Below are 24,877 nucleotides of genomic sequence, written 5' to 3' on the forward strand. Positions count from 1 at the left end.
GATGACCACAGACACGGCCGCACAGGCCGCCTACGTCGTCGCGGCGCTGCTGTTCATCCTCAGCCTCGCCGGTCTCTCCCAGCACCGGACCTCGCGTTCCGGAGTCGTCTGGGGCATCGCGGGCATGGCCGTCGCGCTCGCCGCGACCGTCGGGCTCGCCTCGCGCGGCATCACCGCCACCGGACTGGTGCTGATCGCCGTCGCCACCGCCGCCGGAGCGGGCATCGGCCTGTGGCGGGCCCGGGTCGTCGAGATGACCGGCATGCCCGAACTGATCGCCATCATGCACAGCCTCGTCGGCCTGGCCGCCACGTTCGTCGGCTGGAACGGCTACCTCGACGTCGACACCGAGCTGTCCGGCTCGCTGCTCGGCATCCACCACGCCGAGGTGTTCATCGGGGTGTTCATCGGCGCCGTCACCTTCACGGGTTCCGTCGTCGCGTATCTGAAGCTCTCGGCGCGCATCGCCTCCCGTCCGCTGACCCTGCCGGGCAAGCACGTGCTGAACATCGGCGCTCTGGTCGCCTTCGTGGGGCTGACCATCGCGTTCGTGGCCCGTCCGAACATGGGGCTGCTCATCGCGGTCACCGTGGTCGCCCTGGCGCTCGGCGCGCACCTGGTCGCCTCCATCGGCGGCGGCGACATGCCGGTGGTGGTCTCCATGCTGAACAGCTACTCGGGCTGGGCGGCGGCCGCCTCGGGCTTCCTGCTCGCCAACAACCTCCTCATCGTCACCGGCGCGCTGGTCGGCTCCTCCGGTGCCTACCTGTCGTACATCATGTGCAAGGCGATGAACCGGTCCTTCATCTCGGTGATCGCCGGCGGCTTCGGCACCCCGGCCGCGGCGGCCGAGGAGGGCGAGCAGGGCGAGCACCGGGAGATCAGCGCCGAGGAGACCGCGGAACTCCTGCGCGACGCCTCCTCGGTGATCATCACCCCGGGCTACGGCATGGCAGTCGCCCAGGCGCAGTACCCGGTCGCCGAACTGGCGCGCAAGCTGCGCGAGCGGGGCGTCGAGGTGCGCTTCGGCATCCACCCGGTCGCCGGCCGGCTGCCCGGGCACATGAACGTGCTGCTCGCCGAGGCCAACGTGCCCTACGACATCGTCCTGGAGATGGACGAGATCAACGACGACTTCGCCGCCACCTCGGTCGTCCTGGTCATCGGCGCCAACGACACGGTCAACCCGGCCGCCACCGACAACCCGTCGAGCCCCATCGCGGGCATGCCGGTGCTGCACGTGTGGGAGGCGGCGAACGTGGTCGTCTTCAAGCGGTCCATGGCCGCCGGGTACGCGGGCGTGCAGAACCCGCTGTTCTTCCGCGAGAACACCCAGATGCTCTTCGGCGACGCCCGGCAGCGGGTGGAGGACATCCTGCGCGGCCTGGATGCCCTGGACACCCCGGTCCGGGAGATGGCGGGCACGACAGGATGAGCGCGCTGCCCCGCCGGTACGGTCCGGCGGGGCACGGGGTTCGGGGATGCGGGCGGCGACGTATCGGCGTTGACTGGTGGGGAGAGGCACCGCGGCAACGCCCGGTACGCACGAACTGACGCTGCCACGGGGAGACATCGTCCTGTTGCGGAGTCAACGATGGCCCATCAGCAGCGGATGCGCGTGTGCGCGGCACTGGCCGCCGCGGCGCTGAGCGTTTCCGGTGGTCACGCCTCCGCCGAGCCGGCCGACACGATGGCGCAGGACATCGAGTCGGCGGTGCGGGGCGTCGACGCGTTCTGGGACGGGCACTGGTCCGAATACTTCACGGGAACGTACGTCCCGCCCGCCGTCCTCGGAGCCTACGACGGCGCCGCGCCGGACGTCCCCACCTGCGGCGGCGAGCCCCTGGCCGACGACAACGCCTTCTACTGCACCACCACCGAGGACTACGTCGCCTGGGACACCGACCTCATGAGCGACGGCTACCGGTACGGGGACGCGTTCGTGTACCTGGTCGTCGCACACGAGTGGGGGCACGCCATACAGAACCGTCTCGACGTCCAACTGCGGACGATCGACGGTGAGTTGCAGGCGGACTGTCTGGCGGGGGCGGAACTGGAGGGCGCCGCCCGGGACGGCACGGTCGTCTTCGAGTCCGGGGACGCCGAGGAGGTGGAGACGGCGTTCGTCCGCGACGCCGACAAGACCCCCTGGACGAAGGTCGGGGACCACGGAAGCGCCTCCGAGCGGGTCGACGCCTTCGCCCTGGGGCAACAGCAGGGGGTCGAGGGATGTCTGCCGCAGGAGGTGTCCACCGAAGGCGCGGCGGCCCGGTAGGTCCGATGACGCCGGAGGCCGGCCCGACGCGATGTCGGTCCGGCCTCTCGGCGGTGTCGAGGGGTCAGTCCGTGCCGGACTCCATCGCCGCGCGGTCCAGCCAGGCGTCCTCCTCCGAGACCTCGCCGCGGGAGGCGATGGCCTCGGCACCGCCCTGCGGCAGCTCCGGCATGGTGCCGATCAGCCCGGTCGCGGCGGCCTGGGAGGCGCCGATGGTGGGGCTGCCGGTGCCGATCAGACCGATGCCGGCGTACTGCTCCAGCTTGGCGCGCGAGTCGGCGATGTCCAGGTTGCGCATGGTGAGCTGGCCGATGCGGTCCACGGGGCCGAACGCGGAGTCCTCGGTGCGCTCCATGGACAGCTTGTCCGGGTGGTAGCTGAACGCCGGGCCGGTCGTGTCGAGGATCGAGTAGTCCTCGCCGCGCCGCAGCCGCAGTGTCACCTCGCCGGTGACGGCGGCGCCGACCCAGCGCTGGAGCGACTCGCGGATCATCAGCGCCTGCGGGTCAAGCCAGCGGCCCTCGTACATCAGCCGGCCGAGGCGACGGCCCTCGGTGTGGTACTGGGCGAGGGTGTCCTCGTTGTGGATGGCGTTGACGAGGCGCTCGTAGGCGGCGTGCAGCAGGGCCATGCCCGGGGCCTCGTAGATGCCGCGGCTCTTGGCCTCGATGATGCGGTTCTCGATCTGGTCGGACATGCCGAGCCCGTGCCGGCCGCCGATGGCGTTGGCCTCCATGACCAGGTCGACGGCGGAGGCGAACTCCTTGCCGTTGATCGACACCGGGCGGCCCTGCTCGAAGCCGATCGTCACGTCCTCGGCGGCGATCTCCACCGACGGGTCCCAGAACTTCACGCCCATGATGGGCTCGACCGTCTCGACGCCGGTGTCCAGGTGCTCCAGGGTCTTCGCCTCATGGGTGGCGCCCCAGATGTTGGCGTCGGTGGAGTACGCCTTCTCCGTGCTGTCGCGGTAGGGGAGGCCGTGGGCGAGCAGCCACTCCGACATCTCCTTGCGGCCGCCGAGCTCGGTCACGAACGCCGCGTCCAGCCAGGGCTTGTAGATCCTGAGGTGCGGGTTGGCGAGCAGGCCGTAGCGGTAGAACCGCTCGATGTCGTTGCCCTTGAAGGTAGAGCCGTCGCCCCAGATCTGGACGTCGTCCTCCAGCATCGCCCGCACCAGCAGCGTGCCGGTGACGGCCCGGCCGAGCGGGGTGGTGTTGAAGTACGCCCGCCCGCCCGAGCGGATGTGGAACGCGCCGCAGGTCAGCGCGGCCAGGCCCTCCTCCACCAGCGCCGCACGGCAGTCGACCAGGCGGGCGATCTCGGCCCCGTAGGTCTGGGCACGGCCGGGCACCGAGGCGATGTCGGGCTCGTCGTACTGGCCGATGTCGGCGGTGTAGGTGCACGGGACGGCGCCCTTGTCGCGCATCCACGCGACCGCGACGGACGTGTCGAGGCCGCCCGAGAAGGCGATGCCGACGCGCTCGCCGGCGGGCAGGGAGGTGAGGACCTTGGACATAGAAAGAGTATGTCTCACTTTGCATAGTCATGCAAGCCGGGTATGCGAAAACGCCGTCCCCACCGGCCGGAGCTCAGGAAGACGGCGTTCCGGTACCGTCCAGCGCGCCGAGGATCCGCTCGGCCGCCAGGGTCGGGGTCAGCTCGCCCTCCCGGACGCGCTGCTCCAGCACCGGCGCCAGCGCCCGGACCGCCGGGTCGGCCCGCAGCCGGCCGAGGAGTTCGTCGCGGACCATGGTCCAGGTCCAGTCGACCTGCTGGTCGCGGCGCTTTGCGGTGAGCCGGCCCGTGGAGTCCAGCAGGGTGCGGTGCTGCTCCAGGCGCTCCCACACCGCGTCCAGGCCGGTCGACTCGCGGGCGCTGCAGTGCAGCACCGGCGGCGTCCAGAAGGCGTCCTTGCCGTGCATCAGCCTCAGCGCGCCCGCCAGTTCCCGTGCGGCGGCCCGGGCGTCGCGCTCGTGCGGCCCGTCCGCCTTGTTGACGGCGATCACGTCGGCCAGCTCCAGCACGCCCTTCTTGATGCCCTGGAGCTGGTCGCCGGTGCGGGCGAGGGTGAGCAGCAGGAAGGTGTCGACCATGTTCGCGACGGCCGTCTCCGACTGGCCGACGCCGACCGTCTCCACCAGGATCACGTCGTAGCCGGCCGCCTCCATCACCACGATCGACTCGCGGGTGGCCTTGGCGACCCCGCCCAGCGTGCCCGCGGTGGGGGAGGGGCGCACGAACGCCGCCGGGTCCACGGCCAGGCGCTCCATCCGGGTCTTGTCACCCAGGATGGAGCCGCCCGTGCGGCTGGAGGACGGGTCGACGGCCAGTACCGCGACCCGGTGCCCGAGCGAGGTGAGCAGCGTGCCGAACGCGTCGATGAACGTCGACTTGCCCACCCCCGGCACCCCGCTGATCCCGATCCGCCGGGCGCGGCCGCTGTGCGGCAGCAGCGCGGTCAGCAACTCCTGGGCCAGCGCGCGGTGTTGCGGCCGGGTCGACTCGACGAGTGTGATCGCGCGGGCGATGATCGCCCGCTTGCCGTCGAGCACGCCCTTCACATACGCGTCGACATCGATCACAGGTCGTGCCCGAGGTCGTCCGACAGCCGCTTCACCAGGTCGTACGCCGCGTCCGGGATCACCGTCCCGGGCGGGAAGACGGCCGCCGCGCCCATCTCCAGGAGCGTGGGCACGTCCTGCGGCGGGATCACCCCGCCGACCACGACCATGATGTCCTCGCGGCCCTCCTCGGCCAGCGCCTCGCGCAGCGCCGGGACGAGGGTGAGGTGACCGGCCGCCAGCGACGAGACGCCCACGATGTGCACGTCCGCCTCGACGGCCTGCCGGGCCACCTCGGCGGGCGTCTGGAACAGCGGGCCGACGTCCACGTCGAAACCGAGGTCGGCGAAGGCGGTGGCGATCACCTTCTGGCCGCGGTCGTGGCCGTCCTGGCCCATCTTGGCGACCAGGATGCGCGGGCGGCGGCCCTCGGCCTCCTCGAAGGCGGACACCAGGGTGCGGGTGCGGTCCACGCTCGGGGAGTCTCCCGTCTCGTTGCGGTACACGCCGGTGATGGTACGGATCTGGCTCGCGTGCCGGCCGTACACCTTCTCCAGGGCGTCGGAGATCTCGCCCACGGTGGCCTTGGCGCGGGCCGCGTGCACGGCCAGCTCCAGCAGGTTGCCCTCGCCCGCGGCGGCCCGGGTCAGCGCGTCCAGCGCGTCCCGGCAGGCGCTCTCGTCGCGCTCGGCGCGCAGCCGCCGCAGCTTCTCGATCTGCTGGGCGCGCACCGAGGAGTTGTCGACCTTCAGCACGTCGATCTGCTCGTCGGTCTCCACCCGGTACTTGTTGACGCCGATGACCGGCTGGCGGCCCGAGTCGATCCGGGCCTGGGTGCGGGCCGCGGCCTCCTCGATGCGCAGCTTGGGGATGCCCGCGTCGATGGCCTTGGCCATGCCGCCCGCGGCCTCGACCTCCTCGATGTGCTGCCAGGCCCGCCGCGCCAGGTCGTACGTCAGCCGCTCCACGTACGCGCTGCCGCCCCACGGGTCGATGACCCGGGTCGTGCCGGACTCCTGCTGGAGGAGCAGCTGGGTGTTGCGGGCGATGCGCGCCGAGAAGTCGGTCGGCAGGGCGAGCGCCTCGTCGAGGGCGTTGGTGTGCAGCGACTGGGTGTGGCCCTGGGTGGCCGCCATCGCCTCGACGCAGGTGCGCGTGACGTTGTTGAACACGTCCTGCGCGGTGAGCGACCAGCCGGAGGTCTGCGAATGGGTGCGCAGCGACAGCGACTTGGCGTTCTGCGGGTCGAACTGCTTGACCAGCTTCGCCCACAGCAGGCGCGCCGCGCGCAGCTTGGCGACCTCCATGAAGAAGTTCATGCCGATCGCCCAGAAGAACGAAAGGCGCGGCGCGAACGCGTCCACGTCCAGGCCCGCTTCACGGCCCGCCCGGATGTACTCCACGCCGTCCGCGAGGGTGTACGCCAGCTCCAGGTCGGCCGTCGCACCGGCCTCCTGGATGTGGTAGCCGGAGATGGAGATGGAGTTGTAGCGCGGCATCCGCTGCGACGTGAAGGCGAAGATGTCGGAGATGATCCGCATCGACGGCTTCGGCGGGTAGATGTAGGTGTTGCGGACCATGAACTCCTTGAGGATGTCGTTCTGGATGGTCCCCGCCAGCTTCTCCGCCGGTACGCCCTGCTCCTCCGCCGCCACGATGTACAGCGCCAGCACCGGCAGCACGGCGCCGTTCATCGTCATCGACACGGTCATCTTGTCCAGCGGGATCCCGTCGAACAGCTGCCGCATGTCGAGGATCGAGTCGATGGCCACGCCCGCCATGCCGATGTCACCGGTCACCCGCGGGTGGTCGCTGTCGTACCCGCGGTGCGTCGGCAGGTCGAAGGCGACCGACAGGCCCTTCTGCCCGGCCGCGAGGTTGCGCCGGTAGAAGGCGTTGGACTCCTCGGCCGTGGAGAAACCGGCGTACTGGCGGATCGTCCAGGGCTGGTTGACGTACATCGTCGGGTACGGGCCGCGCAGGTACGGCGCCGCTCCCGGATAGGTGTCCAGGAAGTCCAGGCCCTCCAGGTCACGGCCGGTGTACAGCGGCTTGACCGCGATGCCCTCCGGGGTCTCCCACAGCAGGTCGTCCCCGCCGGAGGCGTTCTTGACCGCCGCGCGCCACTCTTCGGGGCCGCCGTCGGCGGCCGGGGTACCCAGCTCGATCCCGGAGAAGTCGGGGATGCCATGCGGGGCGGTCATCGGGCAACTCCCATGCGGTCGAGGGTCGCGGACAGCACGGCCACGGCGTCGCAGCCCGCGAAGACATAGCCGTCGACGCCCGGGTACTCCCCGGGACGCCCGGCGAGGAACACGTGCGAGGCACCCGCCTCCTTCAGTTCCGCCGCCCGGGCCGCGGCCTGCTCCTCGTACAGGGCGTCGCTGGAGCACAGCACGGCCTCGCTCGCGCCGCTGTCCGCGAAGGTGCCCTCGGTGACCGGCTCGATGCCGCCCGCCTGGAACAGGTTCGCGGCGAAGGTCAGGCGCGCGGTGTGGGCGGCTGCCGGGCCGAGCGCGGCCAGGTGGATGCGCGGCCGGGAGCCGGTCGCGGCGAGGTGGGCGTCGGACCGGGCGCGCAGCGCCTCGAACGCCTCGTCGCGCCGCACCCGCGGCAGCCCGCCGGACGGCCGTTCGGGCGCGGGCTCGCGCACGACCGGCTTCTCCGCGAGGAAGGGGAACTCGCTGACACCGGTGACGGGTTCGCGCCGCCTGGCCAGCCGGCCGGTGCGCTCCCGCCAGGTCTCGGCGAGATCCCGCTCGACGTCCCCCGAGCGCAGGGCGGCCGCCATGCCGCCGAGCCGCTCGATGCGCTGGAAGAACTCCCAGCCCGCGTGGGCGAGTTCGTCCGTGAGCCGCTCCACGTACCAGGAGCCGCCCGCCGGGTCGATCACCCGGGCCAGGTGCGACTCCTCGATGAGGATCGTGGAGGTGTTGCGGGCGATGCGACGGGCGAACGCGTCCGGCAGGCCGAGGGCGTGGTCGAAGGGCAGCACGGTCACCGCGTCGGCCCCGCCCGCACCCGCGGCCAGCGTGGCGATCGTCGTGCGCAGCATGTTCACCCACGGGTCGCGGCGCGTCATCATCACCGGCGAGGTGACGACGTGCTGGAGCTGCGCTCCGGCGCCCGGCGCGCCGCACACCTCGGCGACCCGTGCCCACAGCCGGCGCGCGGCCCGCAGTTTGGCGATCGTCAGGAACTGGTCGGCGGTCGCGGCGTAACGGAACTCCAGTTGCGCACAGGCCTGTTCGACACTGAGCCCGGCGCCGGTCAGCTCCCGCAGGTACGCCACGGCGGTGGCCAGTGAGCAGCCCAGCTCCTGCGCGGCCGAACCACCGGCCTCGTGATACGGCAGCGCGTCCACGGTGAGCGCCCGCAGTCCCGGGTACTCCCCGGCACACAGCCGGGCGAGTTCCACCGAAGGCCCGGCCTCGCAGCGCTGCCCGGTGCGGGCTTCGTGCCCGAGCGGATCCGCGCCCAGGTTTCCGCGCGCCGCCTGCGGGGCGACCCCCCGCTCCTGGTGGATCCGCAGCAACTCCCGCGCGGCGGGCTCGCTGTCGCGCCCCGCGTCCAGGACGACGGGCGCCAGGTCGAGATACACGCCGTCGAGGACCCGGCCGAGGTCCGGCACCGCGATGCCGCCCTCCCCGACCGTCAGCCAGAGGGAGGTGACCCCGTTCTCCAGGTCCCCGAGCACCGCGTCACGGTCGGCAGCGGAGTGCCGTTGCCGTACGTCCCAGCCGCCGACCGTGTTCCCCTCCGCACGACCACCGCGCACAAAGGGGGTGAAACCGGGAAGGCCCGGCTCCGGCGCGGCATCACGGGAGGTGTACAGGGGACGGGTGCGCAACCCGTCCTCCAACGCGGTGGACAGGGCTTCCTCGGCCTCGGCGCCCTCGACGTCCTTGCCCGACCTGCGCAGCACACCCGCCACAAGGCGCTGCCACTGCTCATGGGGCACGTCAGGGAACTCGCCGGCCAGCTCAAGCCCGTCGTCAGGCAGGACCGTCATGCTCGGATGCTAGGTCACGGACACGAACGAGCAGCAGAGGGTGCGGCTGTGACCTTGCCCTCGCCGAGAATGTGGCCCCGGTCTCTCCCGCCGCCCCGGAACCCGCGCGGGGAAGGACGGCCGGGCGCGGGGCGGGGGAGTGCGGCGCAGAGCACACCGTATCGGGGGGTCATCGGCAGTATGTGCGGTCCGCGTCTGGGTAAGCGAACGACCGAAAGACCCCGGCAACACGAACAACAACGAAAGAGCCCCCATGGTCATCCCGCTTATGAAGCAGGCGGAAGATGAGCCGGGTGCGGACGAGCGGGCCCCCTTGCGCTGCGGCACGGTCTGGGCCGAAGGCGCGACGTGCGCGGTCGAGGCCCGCCGTGCCCTGCAGGCGTTCCTCGCGCATGTCCCCCGCACCGGCCGCCCTCCCGTCCCGGCACCCCTGGCGATCGACGCCGAACTAGTCGTGAGCGAACTGGTCACCAACGCCATCCGGCACGCTCCCGGCCCCTGCGGAATGATCCTCGTGCTGTCCGGCCGAGGTCTGGCCATCACCGTGTGGGACACCTCCGGTGAGCTGCCGGTGGTCAGGCAGCGCGACGGGCGGCGTTTCGGCGGCCACGGGATGCACGTGGTGCACGCCGTCAGCGCCGACGTCACCGTGGCGCCCCTCGGTGAGGGCAAGCAGATCACCGCCCATCTGCGCCCGGACGAGGGCGCGGCGGACGCCGGGCCGGGTGCCGGCCCGGTGACCGACGTCGGCCCGGCGGCCTGACGCCCGGCGCGGGGAGCCGCTGCCGGCAGCCGTCACCATCCGGTGAGCAGCAGATGGTTGAGGAGCAGGGCGAGCAGCGCCTGGACGGCGAGCCAGGCGCGGGGGCGGGTGAGGAACGCGCACGCCGGGAGCAGCCACAGGGCGAAGGGGAGCCAGATGCGTTCCGTCTCCGCCTTGCTCATGCCGCTCAGGTCGGCGACGAGCAGGGCGAGGAGCGCGGCGGCCACGAGGAACGCGAGACGGGCGCAGGCCCGCGCCTCGGTGCGACGCCGGGCCAGGACGGCCCCCGCGCGCCGCAGCCCGGCCGCCGTCGCCGGCCCGGTGATGAGCACCGTGCAGGCCAGGTTGGCCCACACCCAGTAGCCGTAGGGCCGGATGCCGCCCGCGCCCTGCCCGTAGCGCGTGACCAGCAGGTGGTAGCCCTCCCACCAGTCGAAGCCCCCGAGCGTGAACACGGTGGCGACCACGGCCGGTCCGGCCAGCAGCGGCACCAGCAGGGCCGGGCGCTCCCGGACCCCCTGACGGCCGAGCAAGAGGACCGCCGCCGCGATCACCGCGACGAGCGTGAGGCCGTACGACAGATAGCAGGACAGTCCGAACAGCAGCCCTGAGCCCCCCGCCCACCCGAGGGAGGCCCGGGTGACCGCCAGAGCCAGCAGTGCCACGGCCCACGCCGCCACCGCCGCGAAGTACGCGTCGGCCGAGGTGCCCATCCACACGGCCGCCGGGGCCAGGACCAGGAAAGGAGCCGCCCGGCGGGCGAGCGCCTCGCCGGCCAGGGCGCGGAGCGTGACCAGCACGGCCACGCAGGCGGTCGCCCCCACGATCACGCACCACATCCCGGCCCAGCCCCCGCCCCGCAGCCCGGCCCGGTCGAGCAGCACGAAGGTGAGGGTGGCGCCGGGCGGGTGCCCGGCGACGTGGGCGGGCCAGTTGTCGGGGGAGTCGAGCAGGATGTGCCCGGTGAAGTCCCGCAGCGCCGCCGGGATGTCGTGGAAGCGGTCGATGACCTGGAGGTACTCGTAGCGGGTGGTGAGCCTGCGCGCGATGCCCCGGTGCCAGCCGTCGACCAGGGCGAGGGAGAAGGTCCATGCCAGGGCCGTGCCCCAGGCCGCCGGCAGCAGGGCGCGCCAGGGGAGACGGGCCGCCAGGGCGGGACCCTGGGCGACGGTGGCGACGGCCACCAGGAGGGCCGCCGGAGTACCGGGCCCCGCGTGCGGCCCCCAGGACGCCAGCAGCGGGGGCCAGTCGACGAACAGCGTCCGGCTGGTCTCCTGGACGCGGCGCCCGGCGAGCACCGCCGCCGTCACGAGCAGCACGGCGGCCCCGGCCGCGTACAGATCGCGGCGCGGGCCCGGGGACGGTGTGGTGGAGGACGGGGTGCGGATCACACCGGAACGCTAGGCCGCCCGCCCGGCCGCGGGCCGCCGGCCGGGCCCGATGTCAGCGTTTCGTCATGGGTCGCGCACCCTCTCGGGGGGCGGCCCGGGCCTACCGTCGGCTCATGCGAGTCGACCCCCGCGATCCGCGGCTTCCCACGTCCCCCGGCTTCTGGCGCAGCCCCCTGCGCGGCCCCTGGTTCACCTCGGTGCTGGGCCTCGTCCTGCTCGCCGGCATCACCGTGCTGTTCGTGACGGGGCTCGTCTCGTACGCCGCCTACAACCCGGACCTGTCGCCGGTCAACGACAAGACCCCGGACAAGGGCGTCCTCGGCTTCTACCTGTTCGCCTGGCCGACGAACCCGCACTGGCTGTACCGGCTGAACCAGGGCGTCCACGTCACCCTCGGCATCACCCTGATCCCCGTCCTGCTCGCCAAGCTGTGGTCCGTCGCGCCGCGGCTGTTCGTCCTGCCGCCGGTCCGCTCGCTCGCCCACGCCCTGGAGCGGATCTCGCTGCTCCTGCTCGTCGGCGGCGGTCTCTTCGAGTGCGTGACCGGCGTCCTCAACGTCCAGCTCGACTACGTCTTCCCGGGCTCGTTCTACCCGCTGCACTTCTACGGCGCCTGGGTGTTCTTCGCCGCCTTCGTGGCCCACGCGGTGCTGAAGACGCCCACCGCGCTGCGCAATCTGCGGCGGCTGCGGGAGGGCGGCGACGACCTGGTGTCCCCGCGTCCCGCCGAGCCGACCGTCTCCCGGCGGGGCGCCCTGTGGCTCGTCGGGGGCGGCTCGCTGCTGCTGTTCGCCACGACAGCGGGGCAGAGTCTGGGCGGCGCGTGGCGGCGTACCGCGCTCCTCGCCCCGCACGGCGGCGGTGAACCCGGCAGCGGCCCGAACGGCTTCCAGATCAACAAGACGGCCGCCTACGCCGGGATCGACGCGGCGGAAACGGCCGGGGACGCCTGGCGGCTGGTCGTGACGGGACGCACGGGCACCATCCGCCTCAGCCGTGCCCGGCTCGCCGAACTGCCTCTGTACGAATCGGCGTTGCCCATCGCCTGTGTGGAGGGCTGGTCCACGCCGGACCAACGGTGGCGCGGGGTGCGGCTGCGTGATCTCGCGGCCCTCGTCGGCTACGAGGACGACCCGCCGGATGTGTTCGTCGAGTCGCTCCAGCGGCACGGCGCCTTCCGCAAGGCCGCCCTGCGCGCCAATCAGGTGGCCGACCCCCGGTCCCTGCTCGCCCTGTACGTCAACGGCGCGGACCTGTCCCCCGACCACGGCCACCCGGCGCGGATCATCGTGCCCGCGGCGCCCGGTGTGCTCAACACCAAGTGGGTGGCCCGGATGACGTTCGGAGACCTGTGATGCGAGGACGCCCCGTCATCGGCAGCCCCCTGCGCATCCTGCTGCTGTCCTGCTCGTTCGCCCTCGCGGCCTACGCGGGGGTGCGCCTGCTCGCCGGTGACCCGCTCGGCGTGGCGCTGTGGGTCGTGGGCGCGGCGCTGCTGCACGACCTGGTGCTGCTGCCGCTGTACGCGGCGGCGGACCGGGCGGTGGCACGGGGGCTCGGCGCGGCCCGCCGCCGGGAGTGGGTGATGTACCTGCGCGTACCGGCCGTCCTCTCCGGGCTGCTGCTCCTGGTGTGGTTCCCGCTGATCAGCGGCCTGGTGGAGCGGCGCTACCGGTCCGCCACCGGGCTGCCCGCCGAGGTGTTCCTCGCGCGCTGGCTGCTGATCACCGCGGTCCTCTTCGGCGGATCGGCGCTGCTGTTGGCGCTGCGGTGGTGGCTGCTGCGCAGGGCGGCGAAGCGGCGTGCCCCGGCCGCCCACTGACCGGCCGGCTCCCAGCCCCGCGCGTGCCGCAGCAGCGCGCGGGTGCCGAGCCGCGCCCAGGGAAAGGGGTCGCCGCTGAGGGTCAGGGCATCGGTGAGGTGGACGCGCACGCGTTCGTCGACGTCCGCGGGGGCGGTCTCGGCGATCAGCAGACCGCCCGGGCGCAGCAGCCCGCAGACCCGGTCCAGCAGGGCGCGCGGGTCGCCTCCGATGCCGATGTTGCCGTCCATGAGCAGGACGGTGTCCCAGCGGCCCTCACCGGGCAGCGGCTCGAAGACCGACCGGCGCAGCGCCTGTCCTCCGAGCCGCACGGTGTGCTCCACCGCGGCCTCGCTGACGTCGATCCCGAGGGCGGCCCGCCCCCGGGCGGCGAGTTCCGCCACCAGCCGCCCCGGCCCGCACCCCACGTCCAGCACGGCACCCTCGCACCGGTCCAGCACCTCCTGGTCGACCGGGTCGGCCCGGGCGCACCAGCGCTCCACGTCGAGCGGCAGCAGCCAGCCGTCGGCGCGCCGCAGGAACAGGGGGCCGCGGCCGGCGCGCAGGGCGGCGTCGTAGGGGTCGGCGGCGGCCCAGGCCAGGGCCGGGGAGGAGGCGGCGCTCATCGGGGGCCGACCGGACGGGAGCCCGGCTCGCCGACCGGCGTCCCGGCCGGGCACCGGGCCAGCCGCGCCGCGAAGCGCCCTCGCGGGGCCAGCGCGGCGACCGCGTGGGCGTCGGCGGCGGTGTCGACGTCCCGCAGCAGCGGCAGATCGCGCACGCGCAGCCCCGCGGCGGTCAGCCGGGCCCGCTGCACGGCACCCGTCACCGGCACCGACATGGGAACGCCCCGCAGCAGGGCCGGGTCCGCAGATGCCAGGCCGAGGGCCCAGAAACCACCGTCCTCGGCCGGGCCGAACCAGGCGTCGCAGCCGGAGAAGTCCACGCAGAGCAGGTCCGGGGTCACCTGCGGGGTGTCCATGCCGATGAGCAGTGCCGGGCCGGCGCAGCCGGCGAATGCCTCGGCCAGCCGCTCGTCCAGACCGCCCGCGCACTGCGCCACGACGTCGAATCCGGGCGGCAGCCAGGGGCCGGGGGCACCGTCGAGCACCAGGACGCGCCGGGTGGCGGGCGTGGCCGCCACGGCGTGCAGCGTGTCCGCGAGGGCCGCTTCGGCCAGTTCGGCCGCCTGCCCGGGCGTGAACGGCGGCGTGAGCCGCGTCTTCACCCGGCCCGCTCGCGGCTCCTTGGCGATGACGAGGAGCGTGGTCAACGAACGGTCCCCCCTTCCCGCGCGGGCATCTCGGCCAGCACGCGGCTCATGTCCCGTACGGCCTGCCAGGTGCCGCGCCAGGTGCCGGTCACCTTCGACGCCCCGGTCCGCGGCAGATACGGCACGTCGTGCTCGGCGATCCGCCATCCCGCGTCGGCCGCGCGGACGACCATCTGGAGCGGATAACCGCTGCGCCGGTCGCTGAGGCCGAGGGCGAGCAGCGGCTCCCGGCGGGCCGCGCGCAGCGGACCGAGGTCGTGCAGACGCAGCCCGGTGCGGCGGCGCAGCATCCGGGCGAGCGCGAGATTGCCGGCCCGGGCGTGCGGCGGCCACGCCCCTCGCCCCTGCGGGCGCCGCCGTCCGAGCACCAGGTCGGCCGCACCGTCGCGCACCTCGCGCACGAAGGGGACCAGGAGCGCCGGGTCGAGCGAGGCGTCGCAGTCGCAGAAGCACACCACGTCGGCGGTGGCGGCCGTCAGCCCGGCGTGGCAGGCCGCGCCGAACCCCCGCCGCGGCTCGGTCACCACCGTCGCGCCGTGGGCGCGGGCGATGTGGGCCGAGCCGTCCGTGGAACCGTTGTCGACGACGAGTGCGCGCCAGCCCGGCGGAATCCGTTCGAGCACCCAGGGAAGGGCCTCGGCCTCGTTCAGGCAGGGCAGCACCACGTCGACGTCCGAAGGTGTCGTCGTCACGGTCTCACCCTACGAACGCGAATCGGGCATACCGGACCGACGGTCCTTACGAAACGCGGACGTCGGAGGCCGGGGCGGTGCCCGCACCCCCGTGGGCGGCGGCGCGGTGCCAGTCTGGAGACATGCAGCAGCCGTACGAGCCCCCCAGAACCGCGGACGGGGCCCCCAGGGTCCTGGTCGTCGACGACGATCCGACCGTCGCCGAAGTCGTCGCCGGCTATCTGGACCGCGCCGGTTACGCGGTCGACCGCGCCGACGACGGCCCGGCCGCCCTCGCCCGTGCCGCCGCGCACCGGCCGGACCTGGTCGTGCTCGACCTGATGCTGCCCGGCATGGACGGCTTGGAGGTGTGCCGGCGGATCCGCGGCCACGGTCCGGTGCCCGTCATCATGCTCACCGCCCGGGGCGACGAGGACGACCGCATCCTGGGCCTGGAGGTCGGCGCCGACGACTACGTCACCAAGCCCTTCAGCCCCCGCGAACTCGTCCTGCGCGTGGAGTCGGTGCTGCGCCGCAGCCGGCCCTCCGCCACCGGGGGACGGTGGGAAGCGGCCGGCCTCACCGTGGAACCGGCGGCGCGCCGGGCCACCAAGAACGGCACCGAACTCGCCCTCACCCTCCGCGAGTTCGACCTGCTCTCCTTCTTCCTGCGGCACCCGGGACAGGCCTTCGGCCGCGAGGACCTGATGCGCGAGGTCTGGGGGTGGGACTTCGGCGACCTGTCGACCGTCACGGTCCATGTCCGCCGTCTGCGCGGCAAGGTCGAGGACGACCCGGCCCGGCCCCGCCTCATCCGGACGGTGTGGGGCGTGGGCTACCGCTTCGAACCGGGCGAAGGGGACGACTGACCGTGCGCGACATCCTCCTGATCGCCCTGTACGCCTTCGCGGGCGCCGCCGTGTCGGGGCTGGCCGGAGCGGGCGTCCTGCGTCTGATCCGCCGCCGTTCGCTGACCGTCTCGTTGGCGGTGGTGGCGGGGGTCGGCGTCGTCGCCATGCTCGCGGGCACGCTCGCCGTCGCCTGGGCGATGTTCCTGTCGCCGCACGACCTGACCGTCGTCACGACCGTCGTCGCCATGGCGGCCGTCGTCTCCCTGGCCACCGCGCTGCTGCTGGGCCGCTGGGTCGTCGCCCGCAGCCGCGAACTCGCCGTGGCCGCGCGGTCCTTCGGCGACGGCGGGCACTTCGCCGCACCGGACGGCCCCGCCACCGCCGAACTCGCCGCGGTGAGCCGCGAGCTGGCGGTCACCAGCGCCCGGCTCGCCGAGTCCAGGGACCGGGAACGCGCCCTGGAGACCTCCCGCCGGGAACTCGTCGCCTGGATCTCGCACGACCTGCGTACCCCGCTGGCCGGTCTGCGCGCCATGTCGGAGGCACTGGAGGACGGCGTCGCCGCCGACCCGGACCGCTACCTCAAGCGGATGCGGACCGAGGTCGAACGCCTCAACGACATGGTCGGCGACCTCTTCGAACTCTCCCGCATCCAGGCCGGCGCCCTGGCCCTGACGCCCACCCGGATGTCCCTGTACGACCTGGTCGGCGACGCCCTCGCGGGCGCCGATCCGCTCGCCCGCGCGCACGGGGTGCGGCTGGTGGGCGGCCGTGTCGAGCCGGTGCCGGTCGAGGTGGACGGCAGGGAGATGAGCCGCGTCCTGGGCAATCTGCTGGTCAACGCCATCCGCAGGACCCCGGCCGACGGCACCGTCGCGATCGCCGCCGAGCGTTCTCCCGAAGGGGTCGTCCTGTCCGTGACGGACGGCTGCGGGGGCATCCCCGAGGAGGACCTGCCGCGCGTCTTCGACACCGGCTGGCGCGGCACGCACGCCCGGACGCCCCCGGCCGGGGCGGGCCTGGGCCTCGCCATCGTCCGCGGCATCGTGGAGGCCCACCAGGGCCGGGCCGGCGTACGCAACATCCCCGGGGGCTGCCGCTTCGAGGTGGTCCTTCCGGCGGCCGCGTCCTGACCACGGCCCCCGGCCCTATGCCTCGCGCATCCCGGCCCGGGCGAATTCCCGCATGCCCTCCTCGAACGGGGTCTTGGGCTTCCAGCCGTACTCGTCCCGCAGGCGAGAGGAGTCCGCGGTGATGTGCCGTACGTCCCCGAGCCGGTACTCACCGGTGACGACGGGCTCGGGCCCGCCGTACGCGGCGGCCAGCGCCCGCGCCATCTCGCCCACGGTGTGCGGGTCACCGCTGCCGGTGTTGTACGCGGTGAGCGCACCCGGCGCGGCCGGGGCCTCCAGCGCCACCGCGTTCGCCGCCGCCACGTCCCGGACGTGCACGAAGTCCCTGCGCTGCCGCCCGTCCTCGAACACCCGCGGGGCCTCGCCCCGGGCGAGCGCCGAACGGAAGAAGGAGGCGACACCGGCGTAGGGGGTGTCCCGCGGCATGCCCGGCCCGTACACGTTGTGGTAGCGCAGGGACACCGCCGACCCGCCGGTGCAACGGGCCCAGGCGGCCGCCAGATGCTCCTGGGCGAGCTTCGTCGTCGCGTACACGTTGCGCGGATCGGCCGGGGCGTCCTCGCCGACCAGCCCGGCGGCCAGGGCCTGCCCGCACACCGGGCACGCGGGCTCGAACCGGCCCGCGTCCAGATCGGCCACCGCCCGCGGCCCGGGCCTCACCACCCCGTCCCGGGCGCACACGTACCGTCCCTCCCCGTAGATCACCATCGACCCGGCGAGCACGAGGCGCCGTACACCCGCCCGCGCCATGGCCGCGAGTAGCACGGCCGTCCCGAGGTCGTTGTGCGCGACGTAGTCGGCCGCGTCGAGGACCCCGTCGCCGAGGCCGACCCTCGCGGCCTGGTGGCACACGGCGTCCACCCCGGCCAGGGCACGGCCCACGGCCGCGGGGTCCCGCACGTCGGCCGCGGGCTCCTCCCGCACGTCGAACACGATGGCCTCGTGTCCCCGCTCCCGCAGGGCGGCGACCACATGGGACCCGATGAACCCGGCACCGCCGGTGACCAGTACACGCATACCGGCACGCTAGGCGCACCCTGCCGCCGCCTCACGCGAGCGGGGTCGTACGTCATGACTCCGTAAGACGCGTGCCGGTTCCCGCGCGACACGGACGGGCCTCAGGCGCCGCGCTGGAAATCGACCTCCTTCGCCGTGAGGATCCTGGCGCCCATGTTGCGCTCCATCATCTCCAGGGCCGCCGACGCCAGGTGCGGATGGATGGAGGCGACGGCGTCCTTGGGCACCGTGACCTCCAGGTGGCGGATGTGCGCGTCCAGCGCCGAGTACAGGACGCACTGCTCGGTGACCTGACCGGTCATGACCACGTGCCCCACGCCCAGGCTCCACAGGAGATAGGACAGAGGGGTCTCGAAGAACACCGAGTGACGGGCCTTCATGACGAAGAGCGACCGGTCGTCGGGCCGGATCGGTGTGATCAGGTGGGCGTTCGGCTGGGACAGGGCCGCGTCCAGCAGCTCTCCGTGGTGCGAACGCCACAGGCCGAAGTTGTCGTTGACGTAGATCACGGGAACGTCCGCCTCGCGCGCCCGGCCGAGCAGCTCGGTCAGGACGGGAACCACCTCTTCGACGGACGGCACGAGCAGCTCGGCGTCCTCGTGTTCGTACGTGTTGATCATGTCGATCACGATCAGTGCCGACCGCGACGGGTCCGCTCCTCGTTCCATGCCCTCCACCGTCCGTCCGGTGTGGTCATTCATGGGGTGGGGCGAGATCGGGTGGGGGTGGAAGTCGAAGCATCGGTTCTCCCGAGTGGAGCGGGTGGTGCGGGTTGCGGGAACGCGCTTCTGAGTACCCGGTGGCGCGGCGGGCGTAACAATCACCGGCGCCCGGACCCGCCGGCACCTCGGGGTGCGGACGGGCCGGCACGCCACGGCTCGCCGCCCGCAGTCGCGGCCAGAACCTGTCCGCAAGCCCCGCTACCGTGCCTCACATGACGAACACCAGGCGGAGCGTCACCGGCACGGCACCCCTGCTCGACGCGCGTGCCCTCAACCGCGCGACCCTCGAACGGCAGTTGCTCCTGCGGCCGGCCCGGCTCTCCGCGGCGGCGGCCGTCGAGCATCTGCTCGGGCTCCAGGCGCAGAACGTCAAGCCCCCGTACTACGCGCTCGCCGCCCGGCTCGACGGCTTCACGCCCGAGGCGCTGTCCCGGCTGATGGCGGACCGCGAGGTCGTCCGGATCGTCACCATGCGTTCCACCATCCACACCCACACCGCGGACGACTGCCTCACCCTGCGGCCGCTGGTGCAGCCCGCCCGGGACCGGGAACTGGTCGCCTTCCGCGCCGGACTCGCCGGTGTCGACCTGGACCGGCTCGCCGCCATCGCCCGCGAGCTGGTCGAGGCCGAGCCCCGCACCATGAAGCAGCTGCGCGAGGCACTGCTCCAGGAGTGGCCCGACGCCGACCCGCAGTCCCTGGCCGTCGCCGCCCGCTGCCGGCTCCCTCTCGTGCAGGTCACTCCGCGCGGCCTGTGGGAGCGCAGCGGGCAGGTCAGTCTCACCACCGCGGAACACTGGCTCGGCCGGCCCGCGCAGCCCGCGCCCACGCCCGACACGGTCGTCCTGCGCTACCTCGGCGCCTTCGGCCCGGCGTCGGTGAAGGACATGCAGGCCTGGGCCGGCATGACCCGTCTGCGCGACGCCTTCGAGCGCCTGCGCCCCCGGCTCGTGACCTTCCGGGACGCGAGCGGCGTCGAACTCTTCGACCTTCCGGACGCCCCCCGCCCCGACCCGGACACCCCCGCGCCGCCGCGCTTCCTGCCCGAGTTCGACAACCTGCTGCTGTCGCACGCCGACCGCACGCGTGTCGTCCCGCCCGCGTACAGGGGCCGCTCCTGGAAGGGCAACATGGCCTACCGCTCGCTCCTCGTCGACGGCTTCCTCGCGGGGCTGTGGCGGCTGGCGGAGGACGCCCTCGTGATCGAGCCGTTCGGGCACCTCACCCGGAAGCAGCGGGACGAGGTCACCGCCGAGGGGGAGCGGATGCTGCGGATCATGCACCCGCAGACGCCGTACGACATCCGCTTTGGTGCCGTGCGGACCTAGAAAGCCGCCGCACGGCATGGAGAGGGGGCGTTGCGGGCCGCTCGTGGAGGCCCGCAACGCCCCCTGGTCTTTCACCTGAGGGTTGCTCAGGAGTTAGCGGGTGGTCACGAGTTGACCTGCGTCGTGACCAGGTTGGAGAAGGTGGTCAGCCGGGTGTAGACACCCGGGTAACCGGCCTGGGCGCAGCCTTCGCCCCAGGAAGTGATGCCTGCCAGGACTCCCCCGATGAGCAGGGGGCCGCCGCTGTCGCCCTGGCAGGTGTCCACGCCGCCGGAGGAGTACCCGGCGCACACCATGTCGCTCTTCAGGAAGTCGGAGCCGTAGGAGCTCGCGCAGCTGGAGTCGGACACGGTCGGTACGGTCGCGGTGCGCAGCTGGTTGGAGCTGCTGCCGTTCGAGGCGGTGGTGCCCCAGCCGAGGATGCGGGCGGTGGTGCCGGCCGCGTACACCGAGGTCTGGGAAGAGGAGACGTACTTCGCCGGGGTGTACGGCATCGACGCCGACAGCGTCAGCACGGCCACGTCGTCGCCCTTGGTGGCGTCGGTGTAGCTCGGGTGGATCCATATCTTGCTGACTCTGGCGACCGTGCCGTTGGTGCCGTTGAGGTAGGTCCGGCCACCGACGACGCGCACGCTGCTGGTGGTCTCGCCGACCATGCAGTGCGCGGCGGTGACGACCTTCGTGGGCGAGACCAGCGTGCCGCCGCAGAACTGGTTCTGCGAGGCGTCCGTGATCTGCATGACGAACGGGTAGGCGGACGCCGTGGTCGTGGTACCGCCGACGATCGGCTGGGGTGCGGCGACGGCCGTGGGAGCGGCGAGCAGCGCGGTCGTGGCGGCGGCGGCGGTCGCCGCGGCGACGGCGGCGGCCTTCTTGGCAGTGCTGAGCCCGAACATGGGTCTCCTTGGGGAGTTGCCGGTGGGGGGTCGCGCGGGTGGTGGTGCACGGGGACTCCGACGTCGTTGTTCGGATCTCCGTGTGCCCGGCGAGCGGCACGCCCCCAAGCTAGAGCCAGGGCGAGGGGGCTCCCAATGAGGGAACCCCCTAAGGGAGTTGGGCAGGGATAACCCTCGGTCGGGCCCCGTAAACCCAGGTGGGGTCAGGTGGTGCGGCGACCGGCGGCCAGCCGGACGATGTCCACGCGCGAGCGGATCCCGAGCTTGCGGTAGACCCGGGTCAGGGTCGCCTCGACGGTCTTGACGCTGATGAACAGGCGCCCCGCGATCTCCCGGTTGGTCGCGCCCTCCATCACCAGCGAGGCGACCTGACGCTCCATCGCCGCCAGCCCCTCCAGTGCGTCGAGGGCGACGGCCGGCGTGGCGGCGGGCGGCTGAACCGTCGTCGGGCCGGCCTGCGCGGCGGCGTCGACCTGCCGCAGCCAGGGCAGCGCGCGGCAGCGCCGGAACAGCCGCGCGGCCTCGTCGTACGACACCGGACCCGGCAGGGGCCGCGCGCCGGCCCGCGGGGACGCGGCGGCCTGCGCGCGCAGCCGGGCCAGCACGAAGGCGGCGCGGGCCTCCTCCAGGCCGTAGCCGAGCCGGCCGAGCCGGTCCTGCACGGACGTCAACCGCACGGCGGCGGCCTCGTGTTCGCCGCGTGCCGCCCGCACCAGCGCCTCGGCGCGGTCGAGGACAGCCAGCACGCTCTGCCGGCCCAGCCGCAGCGCGTGCGCCCGGGTCGTGTCGATGACGTCCTGCGCCTCGCCCGGCTCGCCGATGCGGACCAGGGCCTCCGCGAGGTCGCCGTGCCAGCGCCCGCGCCCGGGGTCGTTGATGCCGAGGCCCTGCTCCAGCTCCCGCACCCGGCGCAGCGAGCGGACGCTGGCGGCCGGGTCGCCGGCCACCAGCTGGGCGTAGCCCAGCGCCGCCAGGGCCCGGGACAGATACATCTGGTCGCCGTCGACCTCGGCGTGGTCCGCCGCCTCCCGGGCGAGGGCCAGCGCCCGGTCGACGTCCCCGGCGGAGGCCTCCGCGAGGGAGGCGAGCATGGCCGAGGCGCCCTCGCCGATCCCGGAGTCCCGGGCCAGCCGCAGGCTCTCGCGGGCCAGGTCCAGGGCGCGGCCGCAGTGCCCGGAGCGCAGTTCCGTGTCGGCGAGGAAGCGCAGGAAGTGCACCTCGCTCTCGACCATGCCGCGCCGGCGCACCTCGCGCAGCAGCGCGGTGATGGTGGCCCGGGCCTCGGGCAGCTGGTCGCTCATGATCAGCCAGCGGAACCGGGCCGACCCGGCGCCGTTGTGGTGGCAGGCCACATAGGGGTCCTGGGGTTCCTTCAGCGCCCGTTTGACGGTCACGGGGGCGTCCGGGTGGCCCATCAGGGTCTCGGTGGAGGCCTGGAACGACAGGGCCATCAGCTCGGTGCGCCGGTCCCCGCCCCGGGCGGCCAGCTCCGCCGCGTGCGCGGCCTCCTGGCGGGCCTCGGCGAAGTCGCCCTCGACGACCAGACCGCGCCAGGCCAGCTGGTAGTGGACCAGGGCGAGGAGGCCCGGGTCGTCGCCCGCGTCGGCCAGGACCTGCGGGAAGACGGCGTCGACCTCGCCCAGGGCCTGCCCGGCGGCCTCGATGACCACCATCCAGGCCCGGACCCGCTCGGCGGGCACGGTGGCACGCGTCAGTACGTCGCGTGCGATGTCCCGGGCGAGATCGGCCTCGCCGGCGGTGATCGCGTCCTCCGCGGCCTGGAGGCGCCGCTCGTCGGGGCCCGGGGTGCTGTCCGCGGGGGTGTGCCGGGCGGCCAGCAGCCCGAGCGAGGCGGCGACGGAGGGGGCGCCGCGGTCCCGGGCCAGCGCACCCGCCTCGGCGAGCCGGGCCGCCACGTCCGGGTCGGTGCCGGTGGTCGCCAGGGCCAGGTGCCGGGCCCGCTCGATCGGGTCGGAGGCCGCCGTGGACAGCGCGGCGTGCACGGCCCGCCGTTCCTGCGCGGGCGCCTCCGCGTACAGCGCCGCCGAGATCAGCGGATGCGCGAACCGCAGGGCCGGTGCCTCGGGGTCCGTGGTCAGCAGCCCCAGGGCCGCCGCCTGGGCCGTCTCGGCCTCGGCGTGCTCCCGCCCGGCCGCGTGCAGCAGCGCCAGCGTGGGACGGGCACCGGCGCTGGCCACGAGGAGGGTGCGGCGGGCCTCGTCGGACAGCATCTCCAGCCGGCTCAGCACCAGGGCCCGCAGGGAGGTGGGCACCGGCAGCGGCTCACCGGGCCGGGGCCGGGCCGGGCTCTCGGCCAGCGCCCGGCCCAGCTCCAGGGCGAAGAGCGGGTTGCCGCCGCTGGTGCGGTGGATGTCGCGGACCGTCGAACGGGACAGCGGTGTGTAGCCGCGGTGGTCGAGCAGCGCCGAGACCTGCGTGCGGTTCAGCGGGCCCAGCCGCACCGCGAGGGTGTCGGGCGGGGACGCCGGGAGATGACGGTCGTACTCCTGGCCCTCGGTCCGCACCGCGCACAGCATCTGCACGGGCGTGTCACCCAGCCGGCGGGCCGCGAAACCGAGCAGCTCCGCACTGGCGGCGTCCAGCCACTGGAGGTCGTCGGCGACCACGAGCACCGGGCCCTTGGCGGCGAGGGCACGCAGCGCCGACAGCACGGCCAGCCGCAGCGCCAGGCCGTCCCGCTGGAGCGTGGACTCGCCGCGGCCGGTGAGCGCCGACTCCAGGGCGGTGCGCTGGGCGCCGGGCAGCGCACCGGACACGTCGTCCAGCACGAGTCCGAACAGGTCCGCCAGGGCCAGGAAGGGCAGGTGGGATTCCGACTCGGTCGCCGAGCAGCGCAACACCGTCCGGTCCGCGCCGCCGTAATCCGCGGCCAGCGCCCGCAGGACCGTCGACTTTCCAATTCCGGCCGGGCCGTGCAGCAGCACGCTGCCCCCTCGGCCGAGCTGCTCACGCGCCGACGCGAACAGATCCTCCCGGCCGATGACCAGGTCGGGGCGGCTCCTGGGAGGCTCCTGGAAGTCCCGTCGCACGGTCACCTCTTCCCTCCCTGTGTCGTGTCCTGGCCAATATTAGGCAACAGCTGTTTGAATTTCGGAGGGACGGTGTCGTGAGGGAAATAACAACACAGGCAGGCCGGCGAATTCAGCGGAGTCCCGAATGCCGCGGAACACAGGGCCGGCGCCCCGTCGGGACTTCGTCGGCCCAGCGATCGGACAGGCATCTCGGAAAGCACCACAAACCTACGGCAACCACCCCGCCCGTCGCGCGGCGACCACGGCCTCGCCACGGGTACGGGCCCGCAGCTTCCGCATCGCCGACCGCAGGTGCCCCTTGACGGTCTCGGGCGTGACCCCCAGCCGCTCCGCGGCCACCGCGTTCGTGGCCCCCGCGGCGACGCACGCCAGCACGTCCACCTCGCGGGGCGCGAGCCGGACCCGGGCCGCGGAGCCCGTGTCGGCCGTCAGCAGCGCACACGCGCCGAGCAGCTCCGCGCGCAGTTCCGGGTCCGTGATCCGCGGGGCCAGCGCCCGCAGCGCCGCGTGCGCCTCCCGCACCTGTTCCCACCCCGGGCCCGTCCCGGCCCCGGCGGCGAGCGTGCGGGCCTCGTCCCGCACGACCAGCGCCCGCTCCACGTCCCGCGCCGCCTCGACGGCCGTGTCCAGCATCCGCCCGCCCAGCGGCAGGGCCGTGCGCAGGGCCCCGTACAGCACCCCGCGCACCCGGTTGCGCACCACCACCGGCACGGCCAGCACCGAGCGCAGCCCCTCCACGGCCACCGGCGCGTCGTACTCGTGGCTGATCTGCCGCGACGCCGAGTAGTCCGTCACCACGCACGGACGGGACAGCGCCACCGTCTTGCCGCCCAGACCGGTGCCGGACGTCACCACCAGCGACCGCAGCGCGGGGGTGGCCGTGCCGCTCAGCTCGCTGATGCGCATCTGCTGCCCGGCCTCCATCAGGCCGCCGAAGGCGACCGGGAGGCCGGTGCCGCGCCGCAGACGCAGCAGCGCGTTGCGGATCTCGGCCGCGTCCGACGCGTCTGCTGTCACCTGAATCGCCCCCTCACTACGGCCCCGGTGCGGCCGCACCCCCCGTTCGGGGGTAGTGAGACCCGCATCACGGATTACACGATGGCTCGGAGCCGCCCGGCAATGGTCCG

The 24,877-nt window shown here is 73.6% G+C and carries 20 protein-coding genes; 7 read left to right on the plus strand and 13 right to left on the minus strand.

Annotated elements, in window-relative coordinates; all coding sequences use genetic code 11:
• The first annotated feature begins 1 nt into the window (after position 1).
• A complete protein-coding gene (gene pntB / locus AB0I06_RS14685; RefSeq protein ID WP_363119135.1) occupies positions 2 to 1,435 on the plus strand; it encodes a Re/Si-specific NAD(P)(+) transhydrogenase subunit beta in 1,434 nt (477 codons plus the stop codon).
• Between the two features lie 159 nt (positions 1,436 to 1,594).
• A complete protein-coding gene (locus tag AB0I06_RS14690; RefSeq protein ID WP_363119136.1) occupies positions 1,595 to 2,275 on the plus strand; it encodes a hypothetical protein in 681 nt (226 codons plus the stop codon).
• Between the two features lie 64 nt (positions 2,276 to 2,339).
• Here the strand turns inward: AB0I06_RS14690 and argG are convergent, their stop codons facing one another.
• The 4 genes from argG to AB0I06_RS14710 all read right to left on the minus strand — a co-directional run bounded on the left by argG (position 2,340) and on the right by AB0I06_RS14710 (position 8,851).
• On the minus strand, positions 2,340 to 3,794 hold the full coding sequence (argG, locus tag AB0I06_RS14695; protein ID WP_363119137.1) for an argininosuccinate synthase: 1,455 nt from the start codon (positions 3,792 to 3,794) through the stop codon (positions 2,340 to 2,342).
• A gap of 73 nt (positions 3,795 to 3,867) precedes the next feature.
• On the minus strand, positions 3,868 to 4,860 hold the full coding sequence (meaB, locus tag AB0I06_RS14700; protein WP_363119138.1) for a methylmalonyl Co-A mutase-associated GTPase MeaB: 993 nt from the start codon (positions 4,858 to 4,860) through the stop codon (positions 3,868 to 3,870).
• Entirely contained in the window at positions 4,857 to 7,043 is a 2,187-nt protein-coding gene (gene scpA / locus AB0I06_RS14705; RefSeq protein ID WP_363119139.1) for a methylmalonyl-CoA mutase, read from the minus strand. Before scpA ends, meaB begins: the two co-directional genes overlap by 4 nt.
• A complete protein-coding gene (locus AB0I06_RS14710) occupies positions 7,040 to 8,851 on the minus strand; it encodes a methylmalonyl-CoA mutase family protein (RefSeq protein WP_363119140.1) in 1,812 nt (603 codons plus the stop codon). The genes scpA and AB0I06_RS14710 overlap by 4 nt, the downstream gene beginning before the upstream one ends.
• A 253-nt stretch (positions 8,852 to 9,104) precedes the next feature.
• Here AB0I06_RS14710 and AB0I06_RS14715 point away from each other — a divergent pair, with 253 nt between their 5' ends.
• Entirely contained in the window at positions 9,105 to 9,614 is a 510-nt protein-coding gene (locus AB0I06_RS14715) for an ATP-binding protein (RefSeq protein ID WP_363119141.1), read from the plus strand.
• A 32-nt stretch (positions 9,615 to 9,646) separates the two neighbouring features.
• Here AB0I06_RS14715 and AB0I06_RS14720 read toward each other — a convergent pair whose 3' ends face one another.
• On the minus strand, positions 9,647 to 11,002 hold the full coding sequence (locus tag AB0I06_RS14720) for a hypothetical protein (RefSeq protein WP_363119212.1): 1,356 nt from the start codon (positions 11,000 to 11,002) through the stop codon (positions 9,647 to 9,649).
• A 116-nt stretch (positions 11,003 to 11,118) separates the two neighbouring features.
• On the opposite strand from AB0I06_RS14720, the gene AB0I06_RS14725 reads away from it, so the two are divergent.
• Entirely contained in the window at positions 11,119 to 12,360 is a 1,242-nt protein-coding gene (locus tag AB0I06_RS14725) for a molybdopterin-dependent oxidoreductase (protein WP_363119142.1), read from the plus strand.
• Positions 12,361 to 12,673: 313 nt separating this feature from the next.
• Here the strand turns inward: AB0I06_RS14725 and AB0I06_RS14730 are convergent, their stop codons facing one another.
• The 3 genes from AB0I06_RS14730 to AB0I06_RS14740 are packed head-to-tail and all read right to left on the minus strand — an operon-like array spanning position 12,674 to position 14,771.
• Positions 12,674 to 13,432, minus strand: a complete 759-nt coding sequence (locus AB0I06_RS14730; RefSeq protein WP_363119143.1) for a class I SAM-dependent methyltransferase — start codon at positions 13,430 to 13,432, stop codon at positions 12,674 to 12,676.
• Complete coding sequence (locus AB0I06_RS14735) at positions 13,429 to 14,079, minus strand: DUF2064 domain-containing protein (RefSeq protein ID WP_363119144.1); 651 nt, start codon at positions 14,077 to 14,079, stop codon at positions 13,429 to 13,431. Before AB0I06_RS14735 ends, AB0I06_RS14730 begins: the two co-directional genes overlap by 4 nt.
• Entirely contained in the window at positions 14,076 to 14,771 is a 696-nt protein-coding gene (locus tag AB0I06_RS14740; RefSeq protein ID WP_363119145.1) for a glycosyltransferase family 2 protein, read from the minus strand. The genes AB0I06_RS14735 and AB0I06_RS14740 overlap by 4 nt, the downstream gene beginning before the upstream one ends.
• Positions 14,772 to 14,893: 122 nt before the next feature.
• Here AB0I06_RS14740 and AB0I06_RS14745 point away from each other — a divergent pair, with 122 nt between their 5' ends.
• Both AB0I06_RS14745 and AB0I06_RS14750 read left to right on the plus strand, forming a co-directional pair.
• Entirely contained in the window at positions 14,894 to 15,619 is a 726-nt protein-coding gene (locus AB0I06_RS14745; RefSeq protein ID WP_363119146.1) for a response regulator transcription factor, read from the plus strand.
• A gap of 2 nt (positions 15,620 to 15,621) precedes the next feature.
• Positions 15,622 to 16,734 (plus strand): HAMP domain-containing sensor histidine kinase, encoded by a 1,113-nt coding sequence (locus tag AB0I06_RS14750; RefSeq protein ID WP_363119147.1) that lies wholly within the window; start codon positions 15,622 to 15,624, stop codon positions 16,732 to 16,734.
• 15 nt (positions 16,735 to 16,749) lie between these two features.
• Here the strand turns inward: AB0I06_RS14750 and AB0I06_RS14755 are convergent, their stop codons facing one another.
• Together AB0I06_RS14755 and AB0I06_RS14760 are read right to left on the minus strand one after the other, a co-directional pair.
• A complete protein-coding gene (locus AB0I06_RS14755) occupies positions 16,750 to 17,751 on the minus strand; it encodes an NAD-dependent epimerase/dehydratase family protein (protein ID WP_363119148.1) in 1,002 nt (333 codons plus the stop codon).
• Between the two features lie 101 nt (positions 17,752 to 17,852).
• Positions 17,853 to 18,419, minus strand: a complete 567-nt coding sequence (locus AB0I06_RS14760; RefSeq protein WP_363119149.1) for an isochorismatase family cysteine hydrolase — start codon at positions 18,417 to 18,419, stop codon at positions 17,853 to 17,855.
• A gap of 266 nt (positions 18,420 to 18,685) precedes the next feature.
• Between AB0I06_RS14760 and AB0I06_RS14765 the strand changes: the two genes are divergently transcribed.
• On the plus strand, positions 18,686 to 19,801 hold the full coding sequence (locus tag AB0I06_RS14765) for a winged helix DNA-binding domain-containing protein (RefSeq protein ID WP_363119150.1): 1,116 nt from the start codon (positions 18,686 to 18,688) through the stop codon (positions 19,799 to 19,801).
• A 104-nt stretch (positions 19,802 to 19,905) separates the two neighbouring features.
• Here the strand turns inward: AB0I06_RS14765 and AB0I06_RS14770 are convergent, their stop codons facing one another.
• From AB0I06_RS14770 to AB0I06_RS14780, 3 genes are all read right to left on the minus strand, one after another.
• A complete protein-coding gene (locus AB0I06_RS14770) occupies positions 19,906 to 20,697 on the minus strand; it encodes a serine protease (RefSeq protein ID WP_363119151.1) in 792 nt (263 codons plus the stop codon).
• A gap of 203 nt (positions 20,698 to 20,900) precedes the next feature.
• Complete coding sequence (locus AB0I06_RS14775) at positions 20,901 to 23,753, minus strand: AAA family ATPase (protein WP_363119152.1); 2,853 nt, start codon at positions 23,751 to 23,753, stop codon at positions 20,901 to 20,903.
• Positions 23,754 to 23,957: 204 nt separating this feature from the next.
• Positions 23,958 to 24,767, minus strand: a complete 810-nt coding sequence (locus tag AB0I06_RS14780) for a LuxR C-terminal-related transcriptional regulator (protein ID WP_363119153.1) — start codon at positions 24,765 to 24,767, stop codon at positions 23,958 to 23,960.
• Positions 24,768 to 24,877 lie beyond the last annotated feature (110 nt).

The sequence above is a fragment of the Streptomyces sp. NPDC050674 genome (genome assembly GCF_040654575.1).
GTDB lineage: Bacteria > Actinomycetota > Actinomycetes > Streptomycetales > Streptomycetaceae > Streptomyces.

Excerpts from the sequence above, each read along its gene's own strand:
- pntB (WP_363119135.1), top strand. The coding sequence starts at position 2 with ATGACCACAGACACGGCCGCACAGGCCGCCTACGTCGTCGCGGCGCTG.
- AB0I06_RS14690 (WP_363119136.1), top strand. The coding sequence starts at position 1,595 with ATGGCCCATCAGCAGCGGATGCGCGTGTGCGCGGCACTGGCCGCCGCG.
- argG (WP_363119137.1), bottom strand. The coding sequence starts at position 3,794 with ATGTCCAAGGTCCTCACCTCCCTGCCCGCCGGCGAGCGCGTCGGCATC.
- scpA (WP_363119139.1), bottom strand. The coding sequence starts at position 7,043 with ATGACCGCCCCGCATGGCATCCCCGACTTCTCCGGGATCGAGCTGGGT.
- AB0I06_RS14710 (WP_363119140.1), bottom strand. The coding sequence starts at position 8,851 with ATGACGGTCCTGCCTGACGACGGGCTTGAGCTGGCCGGCGAGTTCCCT.
- AB0I06_RS14715 (WP_363119141.1), top strand. The coding sequence starts at position 9,105 with ATGGTCATCCCGCTTATGAAGCAGGCGGAAGATGAGCCGGGTGCGGAC.
- AB0I06_RS14725 (WP_363119142.1), top strand. The coding sequence starts at position 11,119 with ATGCGAGTCGACCCCCGCGATCCGCGGCTTCCCACGTCCCCCGGCTTC.
- AB0I06_RS14730 (WP_363119143.1), bottom strand. The coding sequence starts at position 13,432 with ATGAGCGCCGCCTCCTCCCCGGCCCTGGCCTGGGCCGCCGCCGACCCC.
- AB0I06_RS14745 (WP_363119146.1), top strand. The coding sequence starts at position 14,894 with ATGCAGCAGCCGTACGAGCCCCCCAGAACCGCGGACGGGGCCCCCAGG.
- AB0I06_RS14755 (WP_363119148.1), bottom strand. The coding sequence starts at position 17,751 with ATGCGTGTACTGGTCACCGGCGGTGCCGGGTTCATCGGGTCCCATGTG.
- AB0I06_RS14760 (WP_363119149.1), bottom strand. The coding sequence starts at position 18,419 with ATGGAACGAGGAGCGGACCCGTCGCGGTCGGCACTGATCGTGATCGAC.
- AB0I06_RS14765 (WP_363119150.1), top strand. The coding sequence starts at position 18,686 with ATGACGAACACCAGGCGGAGCGTCACCGGCACGGCACCCCTGCTCGAC.
- AB0I06_RS14770 (WP_363119151.1), bottom strand. The coding sequence starts at position 20,697 with ATGTTCGGGCTCAGCACTGCCAAGAAGGCCGCCGCCGTCGCCGCGGCG.